At 41.0% G+C, this 15,494-nt stretch carries 15 protein-coding genes; 6 read left to right on the top strand and 9 right to left on the bottom strand.

The features are described from left to right. Nucleotides 1-536: 536 nt before the first annotated feature. Nucleotides 537-1,466 (bottom strand): carbohydrate ABC transporter permease, encoded by a 930-nt coding sequence (locus FD724_RS13150; RefSeq protein ID WP_179072944.1) that lies wholly within the window; start codon nt 1,464-1,466, stop codon nt 537-539. Nucleotides 1,467-1,592: 126 nt separating this feature from the next. On the opposite strand from FD724_RS13150, the gene FD724_RS13145 reads away from it, so the two are divergent. Together FD724_RS13145 and FD724_RS13140 are read left to right on the top strand one after the other, a co-directional pair. Next, entirely contained in the window at nt 1,593-2,255 is a 663-nt protein-coding gene (locus FD724_RS13145; protein WP_179072943.1) for a GIY-YIG nuclease family protein, read from the top strand. 250 nt (nt 2,256-2,505) lie between these two features. Beyond that, complete coding sequence (locus FD724_RS13140; protein ID WP_179072942.1) at nt 2,506-3,183, top strand: DUF1003 domain-containing protein; 678 nt, start codon at nt 2,506-2,508, stop codon at nt 3,181-3,183. Nucleotides 3,184-3,251: 68 nt separating this feature from the next. Here FD724_RS13140 and FD724_RS13135 read toward each other — a convergent pair whose 3' ends face one another. Beyond that, nucleotides 3,252-4,034, bottom strand: coding sequence for an ABC transporter ATP-binding protein (locus FD724_RS13135; protein ID WP_179072941.1), 783 nt, complete (start codon nt 4,032-4,034; stop codon nt 3,252-3,254). Nucleotides 4,035-4,204: 170 nt separating this feature from the next. Continuing rightward, nucleotides 4,205-5,047, bottom strand: a complete 843-nt coding sequence (locus FD724_RS13130) for a methyltransferase domain-containing protein (protein WP_179072940.1) — start codon at nt 5,045-5,047, stop codon at nt 4,205-4,207. Between the two features lie 316 nt (nt 5,048-5,363). On the opposite strand from FD724_RS13130, the gene FD724_RS13125 reads away from it, so the two are divergent. Continuing rightward, nucleotides 5,364-6,698: a TrkH family potassium uptake protein gene (locus FD724_RS13125; RefSeq protein WP_179072939.1), complete on the top strand. Its 1,335-nt coding sequence runs from the start codon at nt 5,364-5,366 to the stop codon at nt 6,696-6,698. A 157-nt stretch (nt 6,699-6,855) separates the two neighbouring features. Continuing rightward, a complete protein-coding gene (locus FD724_RS13120) occupies nt 6,856-7,551 on the top strand; it encodes a TrkA family potassium uptake protein (protein ID WP_179072938.1) in 696 nt (231 codons plus the stop codon). A 139-nt stretch (nt 7,552-7,690) separates the two neighbouring features. On the opposite strand, the gene FD724_RS13115 is transcribed toward FD724_RS13120, so the two are convergent. The 3 genes from FD724_RS13115 to queA form a co-directional block, all read right to left on the bottom strand. Next, nucleotides 7,691-8,818: a tetratricopeptide repeat protein gene (locus FD724_RS13115; protein ID WP_242060676.1), complete on the bottom strand. Its 1,128-nt coding sequence runs from the start codon at nt 8,816-8,818 to the stop codon at nt 7,691-7,693. A gap of 195 nt (nt 8,819-9,013) precedes the next feature. Then, nucleotides 9,014-9,634, bottom strand: a complete 621-nt coding sequence (locus FD724_RS13110) for a serine O-acetyltransferase (protein ID WP_114084080.1) — start codon at nt 9,632-9,634, stop codon at nt 9,014-9,016. A gap of 245 nt (nt 9,635-9,879) precedes the next feature. Further along, the gene (gene queA / locus FD724_RS13105; protein ID WP_372726508.1) at nt 9,880-11,061 is read right to left on the bottom strand and encodes a tRNA preQ1(34) S-adenosylmethionine ribosyltransferase-isomerase QueA; all 1,182 of its coding nucleotides are present in this window, start codon (nt 11,059-11,061) and stop codon (nt 9,880-9,882) included. Between the two features lie 273 nt (nt 11,062-11,334). Here queA and FD724_RS13100 point away from each other — a divergent pair, with 273 nt between their 5' ends. Next, nucleotides 11,335-11,724, top strand: a complete 390-nt coding sequence (locus tag FD724_RS13100; RefSeq protein WP_069068139.1) for a hypothetical protein — start codon at nt 11,335-11,337, stop codon at nt 11,722-11,724. Nucleotides 11,725-11,787: 63 nt separating this feature from the next. Here FD724_RS13100 and FD724_RS13095 read toward each other — a convergent pair whose 3' ends face one another. Continuing rightward, a complete protein-coding gene (locus tag FD724_RS13095; protein WP_179072937.1) occupies nt 11,788-12,285 on the bottom strand; it encodes a YraN family protein in 498 nt (165 codons plus the stop codon). Between the two features lie 23 nt (nt 12,286-12,308). Between FD724_RS13095 and FD724_RS13090 the strand changes: the two genes are divergently transcribed. Continuing rightward, entirely contained in the window at nt 12,309-12,884 is a 576-nt protein-coding gene (locus tag FD724_RS13090; RefSeq protein WP_179072936.1) for a pentapeptide repeat-containing protein, read from the top strand. Between the two features lie 101 nt (nt 12,885-12,985). On the opposite strand, the gene FD724_RS13085 is transcribed toward FD724_RS13090, so the two are convergent. Together FD724_RS13085 and FD724_RS13080 are read right to left on the bottom strand one after the other, a co-directional pair. After that, complete coding sequence (locus FD724_RS13085) at nt 12,986-13,387, bottom strand: hypothetical protein (RefSeq protein WP_179072935.1); 402 nt, start codon at nt 13,385-13,387, stop codon at nt 12,986-12,988. Nucleotides 13,388-13,641: 254 nt separating this feature from the next. After that, nucleotides 13,642-15,417 (bottom strand): N-acetylmuramoyl-L-alanine amidase, encoded by a 1,776-nt coding sequence (locus tag FD724_RS13080; RefSeq protein ID WP_179072934.1) that lies wholly within the window; start codon nt 15,415-15,417, stop codon nt 13,642-13,644. Nucleotides 15,418-15,494: the final 77 nt, after the last annotated feature.

The following is a 15,494-nucleotide window of genomic DNA, read 5'->3' as shown; positions in this document are numbered from 1 at the left end:
ATAATTAGTAATTTCTTAAAATTTATAACCTTCGTTCTTATATTTGGTCTTCTAGTATAAATTAATTTTTTTAAAGAGTTGTCAAGTTTCCTTCTGTCGGTTCGCTGACTAATTGAAATGTTTGTGTAACCCTTACTTTTTCGTAGTAAATTGCGATCGCCTATGGTGGGGTGTAGCCCATCGCGCTCTAAACAAGTATTTTACTCAAGTCAAATCCAGTATGGATTTCGCACCTTTTATCCTAAATTTGGTAGAAAATCTCAATTAGTCTTGATGCGCGTCGTTATGTGCGTTTAATAGACTGTTCAGATGGCAATTCAACAAGTATATTATGTCACTTTATTTTCCGCCACTATAATATTTATGCTGGAATTACTAAGATTCCGCACATACCTACAAAGGTAATTCAAGTCTGCCAACGTTTCGTAATTGAGCGCTGCACAATGCTTGTAGTCAATTCGTTGTCCTCAAGCACTGATAATAAAGAATGTAAATTTTTGTATCATGTTTCAATATTTCTGAAATTAAGTAAATATTCAGATTGTGATATTATCTCCACCTTCTTGATTGATAACTAATCGCAAAATTGATAACCCTAAAATTATCAAAAATAGCACTAAACCAATTGTGCAAGCATAGCTGATTTCTAAGTTACTAAAAGCTTGCTCATATAGGTAATAAACAATCGTTTTTGAGCTACTGAGTGGGCCCCCTTGGGTCATAATGTATACTTCTTCAAAAACTTTGGTTGCAGAAATAGCTGAAATCACCGCTACTAATGCTAAATATGGCTTCATCAAAGGTATAGTAATATCCCAATGTTTGCTGATACCATCGGAACCATCGATCGCAGCAGCTTCGTATACATCAGCAGGAATTGATTGCAACCCCGCTAAATAAATCACCATATAGTAGCCTAGTCCCTTCCACACGGTGACAGCCATAACGCTGGCAAGAGAAATTGGTATAATGCCAAAAATTTTCGCTGGGCTAGTTAGCCAAGGAATACCTTCTGGAAAAAGCCCCAAAGCTTTTAAGAACTGATTCAGTAATCCATTTTCTGCATACAGCCATTTCCAAGCTATTCCTGCAACCACCATTGAAATTACTACTGGGGTGTAATAGGCTGCTCTAAACCAATTCATCCCCCGCAGTTTCTGATTTACCAAAATTGCCAGCAATAAGGGAGCAATTACCAAAATTGGGACTACACCCACAAGATATAAAAAGGTATTTTCTAAGGTTTTCCAAAAAACTGCATCCTTCCAAAGTTTAAGAAAGTTGGCTAAACCTATCCATTGTGGCGGCTGGGCGATATCTTCATAGCTAGTAAAGCTGAGGTAAAACGCTTGCAGCGCAGGCAAAAAGACTGTTAACCCCAAAAGAACCAAGGCGGGTAGTAAAAATAAATAGGGGGTAAGTCGCTGTTTGATGAATATCCAATTTTTAGGTGTCAATTGATTCATATAAGGTCTAATAGTTGTTTTTGCTTTGTCAGCAAGAATTTGGGGATGTGAGTAGATTTAAGCTTCAATATTCTAAAGGCATATATTTGCTTGCGTCGCTAATTCATAATTCAGAGATCAACTACGATGGAAACCCAGCACAACCCGCCAATTGAACATCAAAATGTCCCCATAAACCACCGTGGGTTACATGAATTTTTGTATAGTTCCGATGACGAACACACTGCCATTGAGGTGAGTATAACCCCTGAACTAGCAAACAATGGTACTGAAATCATTGACCTTGAGACTTGGAGTGCATCTGCTCAGAACGCTAAAATTGCTGGTGTTTACTCAGTATTAGATGCAGAACGCCGCGTGCAGTACATTGGCTATTCTCGGAATGTGTTGCTTTCCCTAAATAGTCATGTCACCCAAAATGGTCAGGAAAAGTGTGCTTTTGTGCGCGTGCAAGCATTCAAGTTCCCCAAGCGTCAAGATATGGAAGATTTGCGAGATGCGTGGATAGCAGAACTCGAAACCACACCACCTGGTAATGCGTCCGAAAGCGAAATGTGGGCTAGTACAGTAGGCGAAGCTACAAAGGCAGTAATGTCGCAGGCGGAACGTCAAGCCTACGAAGAGAAAAAGCTAAAGCTGCGGAAAGCAATGGCTGACACAACCCTCTCTAAAGAGTCAGAAACAATAGATGCGAGCATAGCTGAACGTCAGCGTCAGCTTGAAGCTGCTGTGACAAATGATGACTGGAGTGTAATTATCGACGCACAGACCCAAGAAACCAAATCTTAGGATGAGTGTTCAGTTTGCTCGTTATTTCCCTACTAGATAGCTCATTCCTTTACAGAATGGGCTATCTAAGTGTTTAGATGAATATTTTTGCTGACGCAGCTTTAGGGATCTATCTGAAGATGGTTTTTTGCTTACCATCACTTTTTTCTATCATTTTGAAAAAAAACAATATTTGCTCCTATCGTTTAACCAGCGTAGATTAAAAGTCATCAGGATAAACACAGACAGAAATAACGCCAAGAGGTGCAACATGAATCCATTCAAAAAAGTATCGTCTAACAATGTTGATGCCAAAGTAGTTCAAAAACCTCAAGTTGTGGAGATACAACCAGCAGTTCAAAACACTTCCACTCAAGAACTGACTCGCGGACAACGCCTTGCTGATAAATTTGCAGCGCAAGTGGGTTCTTGGGGATTTCTCATTGGGCAAAGCACTGTTTTGGTCGGATGGGTTGGTATCAACTTAATGCCTGGGGTTCCCCACTGGGATGAATCACCGTTCATGATGCTTAATTTAGTGTTTTCATTTGCCTCAGCCTACACAGCACCCATCGTCTTGATGAGTCAAAATCGCCAGTCTGATACTGATCGGAAAAACTCCGAAATTGACCATCAGGTGAATTTAAGGGCTGGACAAAATATTGAACTTCTCCATGAAAAATTGGATGACTTACATACTCAGCAACTAAACGAACTAACCCAAATTGTCAAAGAACAGCAGCGAGTTCTTCATGAGCTTAAAGTAAGTCTGGTAAATGAATCTAAAGAGGTTAAAGAGGTTAAAGAGTTTAAAGTGAGTGTATTGCCAGGAATATATGTCCAAAATGGCGCTCAATTACCCAAGCAAGTTATTGTTAATAAAGCTTTCAATTTTGATCAACCAATTGGTGACAATAACAAAGTTATTGATAAGTTAATCCGTCGATAAATATTTCAGATAAAGAAGGCATTTCCCAAGGGTACATTTGGCTGACTTGCATCAGAAAAGTAATTGGCTCATAACGATACAGCAGAAATTGCACAAACTTGTAAACCCACAGGTGTGTGAATAATCACAGATTCCACACCAAATACTTGAGCGATCGCACTTGGTGTCAGAACTTCTTCAGGTTTGCCAACTTCCCAAAGATGACCTTGTTTTAATAAAGCAATGCGAGAACTATATCGTGCCGCTAGATTCAGTTCGTGTAGAACGGTAACAATAGTTAATTCTTGCTGTTGATTCAGATTTTTTAGTAGTTCTAATAGTTGTAATTGATAGTTTATATCTAAGAAAGTTGTCGGTTCGTCTAATAATAAAACTTTTGGTTCTTGCGCCAGTGCTAAAGCTAAAAAAGCGCGTTGTCTTTCACCACCCGAAAGTTCTTCAACTAAGCGATCGCTCAATTTTTCTAGTTGCGTCTTTTTAATTGCAGCTTCTACTTTAACCCAATCTTGGGCGTTTAATTCCCATTGCCACCAAGATTGATGTGGTGTGCGTCCTAAACTTACTAATTGTCGCACTGTTAAGCCTACGGGAATAGTTTGTTGTTGCGGTAATAATGCGAGTTTCTGTGCAACTAGATTTGGGGGTTGGGAATGAATTGCTTTGCCATCAAGTAGAACTGTTCCTTGCTGTGGGGAGAGAATACGACTCAGCAATTTTAATAAAGTAGATTTACCTGAGCCATTAGCACCAACTAAACTCAACCATTCTCCTGTTTGCAGAGTGAGGTTAATGTCTTGAACAATTGGGACTGTGGTGTAACCGCCTGTTAGGTTTTGCAGTTCGAGTGGCATTTCAGCAATTTAACAATAAGAAACTTAATTTTAGAAGGTTTCCCCGATATCTGCATTAGAATTTACAAGTTTTGCGATCGCTCCAAATCTTGTATTTAAGTATAATAATGTATCACTAGGAACATCTACTTTAATGCTCCTAGATTACATCTTTTTGCTGAAGTGGAATTCTACTTATTGCCGCACAATAAGCCAAACCGAATTAACCCACGCTCATAACCGCGACGCATTAATCCCAATGATAATGCCCCTTGGATGGTAGTCCAACCAGCATTTAGTAAACCCCAAAGCGCTTGGGGAGTGAATGCCGAATCAATTACCACATTCCAGAAAGGGGCGACAGCACTTGACCAATCAGCAGTGCGAATATTATGTAATGGTAGCTGGTGTGCGATCGCTTCATACTCTGGTAAAGAAATCACATAAGGCAAACAATACACCCGATAAATATCCTGCAAGTGCTTTTCCTCATCTGCCGTTAATGGAGACTCATCAGTTGGTCGATGACACCAAGTCACCATAATTAACTTGCCGCCAGGCTTCAATACTCGATAACACTCCTTGAGAAACTTGGTTTTATCTGGCATGTGTTCGCCACTTTCCAGCGACCAAACCAAGTCAAAAGAATTGTCAGCAAAGGGCATTGCTTGAGCATTTACGACTTGGAATTGTGTTCTCAGACTCAGATTAGCTTCTGAGGCGCGTTCCGTTGCTCTCGCTGCTTGTACAGGACTCAATGTAATCCCTGTAGCCTTAGCATTAAACTTTTGTGCTAGGTATAAAGAACTACCGCCAATTCCACAACCCACATCTAGGATATTTTCTGCTGATTGTATCCCTGCCCAATTAAGCAATTCTTCGATTAAATCAATTTGAGCCTGACGACGGTCTTTTTTCTGGGTACCATCAGCGCCGTAATAGCCGTGGTGCATGTGTTCGCCCCATATCTGTTCCCACAGACCAGATGAAGCATCGTAAAATTGCTGAATTTGCTCGTAAAGTGTTGCACTCATGAAAAAGTAGTATTGAGACGAAGTAGAATTCAAAAAAACATACTGGTAGACTACCATGTATAGTTTTTAATTAAATAAGGGTATTTTTGTTCTAAGAAAGCTAAACCGGAATTAATCCTCTTTAGAAAAATTTCTCAGTTTTACCTGAACAAACTGTTCTTGCTCAAAATTATACCAGCTATCCAAAAAAGATACATATCCAAAAAGCGTAAACCCAGGTTAAATCTAACGTTCTTAACTACGAATTACGTTAGCGTAGCGGGGCATTCGCTTTTCGCGTCTCGCAAAGAAGCCCATTACGAATTACGAATTAATTATGACTGTTGCTCGGACAATTTGTTTGGGATTTTTGGCTGTCATTGCTGTCGGTACTATCCTGTTGATGATGCCTTTTTCAACTAGCAATGGTACATGGAATAACCTGATTGTGGCACTATTCACCTCGACATCCGCAGTTTGTGTCACAGGTTTATCAGTAGTTGATCCTGGTACTTATTTTTCCTTTTGGGGTCAATTGTTTATTGCACTATTAGCTCAGATTGGCGGGTTGGGCTATATGACAACTACCACATTTTTGATTTTGCTTATTGGCCGTAGGTTTGATATGCGGCAAAAAATAGCAATTCAACAAGCTTTAGATCGACCAGGGATGAGTGGTAGCGCCCAAGTTATCCGTTCAATTATTGCTACAACATTAATTTTTGAGATTACAGGCATATTCTTACTTCTACCAGCTTTTGTTCCTGAGTATGGATGGAGTAAAGGACTTTGGTTAGCAATTTTTCATAGTATTAACGCTTGGAATAATGCTGGATTTAGTTTATTTAAAGATAACTTAATTGGGTATCAGTCATCTTTCTTAGTAGTCTTTACCATCACGATGTTAATTATCTTTGGGGGAATTGGCTACCAGGTAATTTTGGAAATGTACCTTTGGTTGCGCGATTGCCTTTTCAAAAAAAATCATAAACAAATATTTTCTCTAGATTTTAAAGTTGCAACTAGTACAACTATTATATTGTTAGTAATAGGAGTAATTGCATTCTTTTGTATAGAGATCAGAAATCAAGAAACATTTGGTTCTCTAAATTTTCGTGACCAGATATTACTAGCTTGGTTTCAATCAGTTACTCCTAGAACTGCTGGCTTTAACACTATCGATATTGGCAAAATGACCAATGCCGGTCTATTTATTACGATTGCACTCATGTTTATTGGTGCAAGTCCAGGTGGTACGGGAGGAGGTATGAAAACAACAACTCTTAGAGTCTTGACCAGTTGCACCAAAACGATTCTTCAGGGTAAAGAAGAAGTTTTATTATACGATCGCAAGATAGCAATATCTTTAATTTTGAAAGCCGTGGGTGTGTTGGTAGCTTCAGTAGCAACCGTGATTTTAGCTACTGTCTTAATAAGCCTTACAGATCCAACGTTGGATTTTATTCAAATTTTGTTTGAAGTGGTATCAGCCTTCGCCACCGTGGGGCTTTCAACAGGTATTACAGGAAGTATTTCTATAACAGCAAAGCTCATCCTAATTATCACCATGTACATTGGACGGGTAGGTGTTTTACTACTGATGTCCGCAGTACTAGGAGATCCACGCCCTAGTAGAATTCACTATCCTGAAGAAAATCTACTTGTGGGATAGTTAGCGAGTGCGGGGATAATAATTCTTGAAAACTCACTAATGACTAATGACTAAACTGATAAAATATACATTGGAAGGCAAAAAATAAAATTTTTAATTCAAGTATCATAACCGTTTTTTGCCCTAAATACAGGGAGCCATTATAAGGATAAAAAGGGTGAATCTTTCATCATTAAGTTTTTTTCGCAGTTTACGTAAAGATAACCACCAATTTGCTGTAGTTGGGTTAGGTCGTTTTGGTAGATCGGTCTGTTCTACATTGCATAACTTCGGTTATCAAGTGCTGGCAACAGATATTGATGAAAAACGAGTTTCCGAAGCATTAACTGAGGGAATAGTTGGTCATGCTTTGCAATTAGATTCTACAGAACCAGCCGCACTAAAAGAAGCTGGAATTTTTGAATTTGATACTGTAATTGTAGCGATTGGCAACTACGTTCAAGAAAGCATCATAACCACCCTAAATGTGAAAGAGGCTGGCGTACCTCATGTAGTTGCCAAAGCTTCTAGCGAAGTTCACCGTAAACTATTACGGCGAGTAGGAGCAGATCATGTTGTTTTTCCTGAGTATGAAGCAGGTTGCGCCCTAGCGCGTACACTTACTAAACCAGCAATCTTAGATCGATTTGATCTAGACCCAGATAACAGTATTGTAGAGTTGATTGTGCCTGATGAATTTCACGGCAGAACAATCACCGAGCTTCAACTTCGTAACCGCTACGGTTTAAATTTGCTAGCGGTGAGTCAGGATGGTAAATTTCAAATTAATCCTGACCCTACCAAACGTTTAGAACGTGGTTCAGCAATGGTAGTTATTGGCTGCAATAAAGATATCAATCGTTTGCCGATTTAAAAAATTTAAAAGTCATTCAATTTTAGATTTTAGATTTTTCCTTCAATCCAAGTTGCACTGTAAGCACATCAAAATTGCTACTTAAAATCGAAAATTGGCAGAGTTAGAAGTTATTAACTTATTTCTAACTCTGATTTTTTTATTGTCCGGAACTCGTTGAAGTAGATTGTTGTTCAACTGAGACAGGGTTTTCTAGTTGATTTGGCGTTTGTGGCTCAGGTGTTTGTATTACATTACTTGTGTTGTCTGGAGTTTGAGAAGGAGTAGCTGTTTGACTGGCTTGAGGCTGTTGTGGCTGAATTTTCTGGGCAATTTGTTGCATTAGTTGTTCTATTTTCTGAGCTTGCTCAATGTTACCTTGCTCACGATACTCAGTATGGGCACGTTTCAAGACTCCATTAGCTTTCTTGATGTCGCCTTGATTATATAAAGTGACTCCCAAATTATAGTAAGCTGAGGCGTTTTTAGGATTTAGGCGAATAGCTTGCCGATAAACAGAAATAGCTTCAGAAGCTTGGCCTTGGATTGCTAGCAAACTTGCCATGTTGTTATAAGCTGTGGCATTTTGAGGATCTAGCTGCAAGGCTTGACGATAAGTTGCGATCGCTTGCTCTGTTTGACCTTGTTGTTGCAAGGCGATCGCTAAGTTAAAATAAGCGTTGGTATTGCTGCTATCTAAATTAATCGCTTGCTGGTATGTTGCGATCGCTTCCGGTAGCTGTCCTTGTTCATACAGCACCAATCCCAGATTATACAGCGCTGCTACCTTTGTGGGATCTATCACAAGGCTTTGACGATAAGCCGTAATCGCAGCATCTTTTTGTCCCTGACGATGCAGCACTAGCCCTAAGTTGTAATAAGCTTCACTAAAATTAGGATTAATCCTAATCGCCTCTGTATATTCTTGTAAAGCTACATCTAGGCGATTTTGCTCCATGAATATATTACCCAGATAATTTAGCGCAGCCCCAAGGTTAGGATCTCGCTGCAACGCCTGACGAAAGGCATATTCTGCACCCTGTAAGTCTTTGCGGTTATAGCGCGTGACTCCCTGTTGGAAAAAGCTAGCTGCTTCAAGATCCTGAGAAATTGCGGTTTCTGCTAGCAGCTTGCTTCCTGGAAAATTAGTAATTGTTGGTGCAGCTAAGACCAAAAACGCAGAGAAAGCAAACAGAAGTCTGAACAGGGGCTTTTTCTGAACAGAGTTTTGGTGAAATAAGAAGTGTAACCAGGGCTGAGTTTGACTTTTTCTAGACAGGAGTGACATAGATGTACTTATGCTCATATCTTTATAAGTCAGAGTACCCACCACAGCATGAAAAATTGCAAATCAAAAAATTAAGAATTTCTCACTTTGGGAGCATCCGACTTTTGTAAAAACACCCTTCTCCTTGTTCAGTTGCTCTGCATACCGTAATTAGTGCGATATTCTATAGGTTTTATAATCTGTTAATAAACAAATTTAAATCAACTGCTCTTTTACTTTCACGCCATCTCTCTTGATTATATAAGCTGGAACACCGACAACAACACAATTACTGGGAACATCTTTGACTACAACTGCATTTGCTCCTACTATCACATTATCATTTATAGTGACGTTGCCAATCACTTTTGCACCTGAACTTATGATTACATTGTTGCCAATTGTCGGAAAATTATTTTTACTGCTGTATCCTATTGTCACCTGTTGATTAATCCAGCAATTATCACCAATGCTTCTTGCATTTACTATAGTACTAAAGCCATGTTGAATAAATAGTCCAGAACCAATATTATCGCAATATAAAAATAGACTTGGACATTCTTTATAAAAGAATTTTATAATATGCATCAGTACCAATCCTAGAAAGTTACCTTTTTTAATTCTGTAATAGTAAAGACTTCTGAATTCGGGATATTTATAAAGCAAATATAGCAAGTTAACCCAGTCAGAAGTATCAACTAGCTCAACTATCTTTGACCATCGTCTTACATCCACAAGAATCACTTCTTTCTTTGTAGTGACGATAAACAATATGAGCATCGGAGCATTCATTATCTGGATGATAGTTTTGACCAATTTTATTATGAAGTCACGCATAAAATTACTCCTATAGGAATCCGATTTGATTACTTAACGTATTTGCGTAGGTAGGTAGGGAATCTGACTTTTCACGGCATCTGGAAAACCTCTCTCTAAATCTCTCTCCTATTAGGAGAGAGACTTTGAATTTCTCCCTTCCCGCATCGGGAAGGGGGTTAGGGGATTAGGTTTTTCGTGGACTTTTCCACATAACGTGCAAAGTCAGGTAGGGAATAGGTAACAGGGAACAGGGAACATTGCCCTCATGCTTGACTCAGAACTCTTATGGCTTCCGGCAAAATTAGCATAGCATCACCAAAGGAATAGAAACGATACTCAAAAGCGATCGCTTCGTTGTATATATTCAATAGCCGTTGTCTGCCAATTAGCGCACTTACCAACATCAGCAAACTGGAACGTGGTAGGTGAAAATTGGTAATCAAACCATCCACCACCCGCCATTGGTAGCCGGGATAAATAAACAAGTCTGTTTTACCGCAAAATGGTTGTAAATTCCCAGATTTAGCCGCCCCTTCCAAAGCCCTTACTGCCGTTGTTCCCACAGCAATAATTCGACCGCCAGCTGCTTTAGTGACGCGAATTTGCTCTACTGTGGCGGCGGGAACTTCAATCCATTCTTCATGCATCTGGTGGGTAGTTACGTCTTCCACTTCCACAGGGCGAAAAGTGCCGACACCAACGTGTAGCGTCACAAAAGCTTGATTGATGTTGCGATCGCGCAGCTTTTGTAATAATTCTGGAGTAAAGTGTAATCCTGCCGTCGGTGCTGCGATCGCTCCTGGCTGTTCGGCATAAACTGTCTGATACTGCTCATCAGCAGCTGAGGAGGCAGTAATGTACGGTGGTAGCGGTACTTCACCAAATACCTCTAACAGTTGCACCAAAGGCTTTCCCTCTGGCACATCAAATTGCAACAAACGCCCCCCAGTTGCTGCATCTGTTTCTAAAACCGTAGCCGTCAGTTTTTGACTGCTTACTGGGGACTGGGGATTAGGGACTAGGGAAGAATCTTCCCAATCCCCAGTCCCCTGCTTTGCTTCAAAAATAATCTTCGTTCCCTGTTTGAAGCTTTTTCCTGGCTTAACTAAAGCTAACCAACAGTTATACTGCCGTTCTTCCAACAGCAACACCTGGATTTTAGCACCAGTGGTTTTATGACCATAAAGCCGAGCTGGAATAACCCTTGTATTGTTCATGACCAACAAATCACCAGAGCGTAGCAGTGCAGGCAAATCATGGAAAATATGGTGAGATGCTTCTGTTTCAGCGCCTGTAGTGGGAGAATTAACTACCAGTAACCGGGAACTATCTCTAGGAACTGCTGGGTTTTGGGCAATGAGTTCTGGAGGTAGTGTGTAGTCATAGCCTGCTACTGAGCAATCTAATTCAAAATTTTTTTCTTTGGGGCTAGATGTATCTTTCAACTTGGCTTGTACTAGTTTTTGCTTTATTTAGTATTTATACTCTCTGACAAAAAGCTGTTTTTAGCTTTCCCTTCTAAAGGAACTTTAAGGCATCTTTGCCCAATTTTGTCGCGAGGCTATAAGATTGTTACTATTAAGTAACACGGAAAAATTAACATAAAAATTGGGTAAACCTCCCCATCTAAAAACGGGGGCTTTTACCCTACCGGGAACAGGCACTGATTGACGAATATAGATATGTAGGATTGGCTTTGATCCCAAGCACCAACAAACATGGAATACTTGTATTATCTGGCAAATGCCAGTCTAACCCTGAGGGTCGTTCAACACCTGCACGCTAGACCCCAGACACCAGTTTCGTTCGTCACCGTAATTCATCAAATTGATGGCTGGGTGGTTAGGATCAAACTCAGAGGTCAAGTCTCGCCCCAAGAAGATGGGGACTTTCGCGCTTTTCTAAATGAATTAGGAATTAGCTATGAACCACCAATGAGGGTGCAAATGGCACTTTGGAGTTTAGAAGCGGGACAATGCCCTGTGGACGTGATGCGTCGCTATCAGGTAGCGATCGTTTCTCATGGTAGTCCAGAGAGAGACGAAATCGAAGCTTTCCGGCAACAGTTTGTCAGGGGCTTAGGCTACTGTCCAGAAACTTTGGCGTAATACCGTTTGGTTGTAACGCCAGTAGATAATTATTGGTAATTAAGATATTTTATCCATTACCAATTAACCATTATCAATTGAAGAGTCGAAAGCTGCCAGAATGTATTCTTGCAGCTTAAACTTATATTCATCTGTTGATGAAGTAGCAAGAGCTTCCTGAGTTGCTATAACCGCAGTCTGATTTTTTGATATCCTTTGACAGTAGACAATAGCAACATCAAATCGGCAAGAATAATCCGCCTTTTCAGGGTACTGGGCTAAAAATATTCTAGCTGTCCGTGAGATTTTTGCTTGCTTTTGTGGGGTGATGGCGCTTCTTCCCCCTGCATCCCAACTCCCGGAACTGCGGGTTTTAACTTCAACAAATGCCAATAATGAGTGCTGAGTAAGGAGTTTTTCCCCAGTTTGTCCATTATATTGAGCAATAATATCGATTTCTCCATAACGGCTAGAAAAGCGACGATGCAGAATTATCCAACCTGTAGATTGCAACCATTGGGCAACTAGGTCTTCTCCTAAATGACCAATATCTGGATAATGAGATGGAGGAAGGTTAGCCATTGACGAAAAATATGATAAATTCTATGAATTCTAGGTTAAGCGATTGCACAGCAGGTTCTAAACTCGACTCATCCCGAACACAATTCGGGTTGAAGCGTCAGACTGACTATCACTTTTGGACAAATATACTCAGCTTATTCTTGTGGGGAATGATTAGCATCACCGCAACGCTCGGTTTTGCTCCAACAGCTTTGGCACTTGAATATAATAAAGAAATTTTGGTCGAGGCTGATTTTTCAGGACGTGATTTAACAGATTCCAGCTTTACCAAAGCTAATCTTCGCCAGAGCAACTTCAGCCATGCTAATTTAAACGGTGTCAGTTTCTTTGCAGCAAATTTGGAGTCTGCAAATTTAGAGGCAGCTGACTTGAGAAATTCCACTTTAGACTCGGCTCGTTTAGTTAGGGCAAATTTGACAAATGCACTGTTAGAGGGTGCTTTTGCTGCTAACGCCAGATTTGATGGCGCAATCATTGATGGGGCAGATTTTACCGATACGCTGCTGCGTTCGGATGAGCAAAAAAAATTGTGCAAACTTGCCAAAGGGACTAATCCAACCACAGGACGAGATACGCGTGACACGTTGTTTTGTCCTTAGTATTTTCTACTGGAATTGGGAATTGGGAATCCCTTCGGCTTCTCTTCGAGACGCTACGCGAACGCTCAGGGCAAGTGGGAATGGGGCATTCCCTACTTAACTTACCAACCAAGGGCCCCAATCTTTTGACAAACAATTTTCATTCCTTTGCCTGGTGAAGAATTGGCGACAAAAGGTATTTCTCCTTTCTCCTTATCCTCTTGAAGTAGCTGTCCCTCTGAACTGTAAATGGCAATGTGATTCCGAAAAAGCCGTGATTCGGAACATGATGCATCGAATGTAGTCTCGAAGATGCCATCTCCGTACATACCGTAAAGTTTGTACGTTGTACCCTTAATAGTTTTTGTATCTAAAGCTACGCTGTTTCCTAATTTATCATGCCCCACAGTAATATATCTTTGTGCATCTTGGGCGATCGCTGCGCCAACACCTCCGGTGAACGCACTACCATTGCTCAATAAGATAGCGATCGCTCCCACCATACCGCCGATTTTAAAATACATACGGTTTCAAAATATAAGATTTGATATATTTTTAGCCGCAATCAAAGTTGTTTTGGCATGGTAGAAGCACTGAAAAGTTAAATCGCTGACAACTTTCACGAAGTTGGCGATCTGAATACCGCAAATTTTCACAAATCCAGGACTTATGCAAATAATAGCCAAAACCCTATAGGAGCAATTCATGAATTGTCCCTATAGTCTTTAGTTTGGCGCAAGAAATAGGATTGCTATAGCTCGTAAGTTTAACTCCCGATCTATCGAACGCTTTTAAACCACTCAGTAATCCCCTGAGCGATCGCATCAGCCATTTTCTTCTGTTCTTTTGGGTTCACTACCTGCTCAAATTCATCGGGATTGCTCATAAAACCCAATTCCAGTAACACCGATGGCGCAGCTGCTGGGCGTGTCAGCGCTAGGTTGTCCCAAAACACACCATAAGAAGGTTTGCCGAGTTTTTTAACAACATAGGTCTGTAAAAATATTGCCAGGCTGTGGGCTTGGGGTTGATACCAAAAAGCGGCGAATCCCTTGGTTTTTTCAGCATCGCCATCATCGGGTAAGGAGTTGTGATGTATGGAAATAGCGATCGCAGGTTCTTCTTTACTAATAATTGCCTGACGTGCTGCTAGAGAAACCTCCTTATCGTCCTCCCGCGTCATCACTACCGTTGCTCCTCGCTTCACCAAATCGTCCCGCAGCAACTTAGATACCACCAAATTCACATCTTTTTCTAAATATCCAGTTGGGCCACTGGCACCAGATTCTTTACCGCCATGCCCTGGATCGAGTACAATCTTGAGATTAGCTAAAGGCTTGCGTCTTGTGTTCCCAATATTAGGCGGATGACGCAAAGCCAAAACCAGGGTTGTACCGTCGTATCTCAGCTTATATCCCCACTGTTGAGCTTTTTTGAGGTTAAAGGTGTATTTTACTTGTTCTGGAGCCTCCTGTTGCCAATCTAGCCGAGAAATTAGAGGGTCATCATCCAGGCGAATAATGTCCGTTTGGGCAGTAGTATTGTAGAGAGTGAGAGCGAGAGCTTTCTCACTTTGTTGCACGCTCACAGGTACGGGAACTTGTAAGGGGAAAAATATCTCTGTCGCACCAGGGAGTTGACGGTATCCGACACTGCGAATTATTGTTTGTGGCGGAATTGCACCAGGTAGAATGCGAGTTTCCTGACTATTAATCCAAGCGCCATAGTCTAGGCGCAACCATTCACCTTCCTTACCTGTTACTGTTGCGCGTGTGCCTTTAGGCAGTGGTGTGAGTCGAGAATAATCGGTGCTTGGGCCAGTGCGAGCAACGCCTGACTCTACTGTAACCTCAGAAACCGGCAACTCTGCTCTTGAGAGGATTTGAATTTTACCAGTCCCTGGTTGAGTTATCGTCTTGCCATTGAGTGTTAGTTGAAACTGAGGTTTTCCCAGATCGGCGGCTGTAGCCACTGTGGTGCAACCTTTATAATTGCCTACGCTAGACTGGGCATAAGGCTGATTTTGCCCTGTCAGAGCTGCCAAATTACTTGGTAGTTGTGCCTGTTGAGGTTGAGGTAAAAGGGTAATCGTTTGATTAGCCAGGGTTACAGAGACGTTGGCGTTAGGGGGTGCGATCCCTTCGGGAAGCTTCGCTAACGCGCTAAAACAAATTAGTTCTCCTGGTAGTCTGGCAATATCAGCGGCGGGAGTCAAGGAATCTTTAGCAAAGGCTACCCCCTGTGGTAGTTCAGGGCTAGTGCTAACCCTTATCACCTTAATCTTAAGTTCTTGATTCTGGCGACGCACAGTAAAAAGATTCTCTCCCAACTGCAAGGGGAAACTAGGGGAAAAATGACCAGCTTTGCTGCGGTTAGTTGGCTTACTATTGATCAAAACCTCACCATCCGGTGGTGCAGTCCCCAGAAAAAAGATTTTTTGGGAACTCGTCTGGTAGTTTGTCTCAGGAAAAACGACTATAAGAGATGGTTCTGCCAATGCTACGGAGGATGTGAGAATACAGCCTAATATTACTAATCCTAAAAGGTTTTTCACAGCAAATCATAGAAGATTACACCACAACAACTGTGGCACAATGACGGGATGTATTTTTAGAAGTTGTTAGAAATTCA

The sequence above is a fragment of the Nostoc sp. C057 genome (assembly GCF_013393925.1).
Lineage (GTDB): Bacteria > Cyanobacteriota > Cyanobacteriia > Cyanobacteriales > Nostocaceae > Nostoc > Nostoc muscorum_A.
The sequence above is the reverse complement of the archived record's forward strand: the minus strand, read 5'-3'. Positions and strand labels throughout refer to the sequence as shown.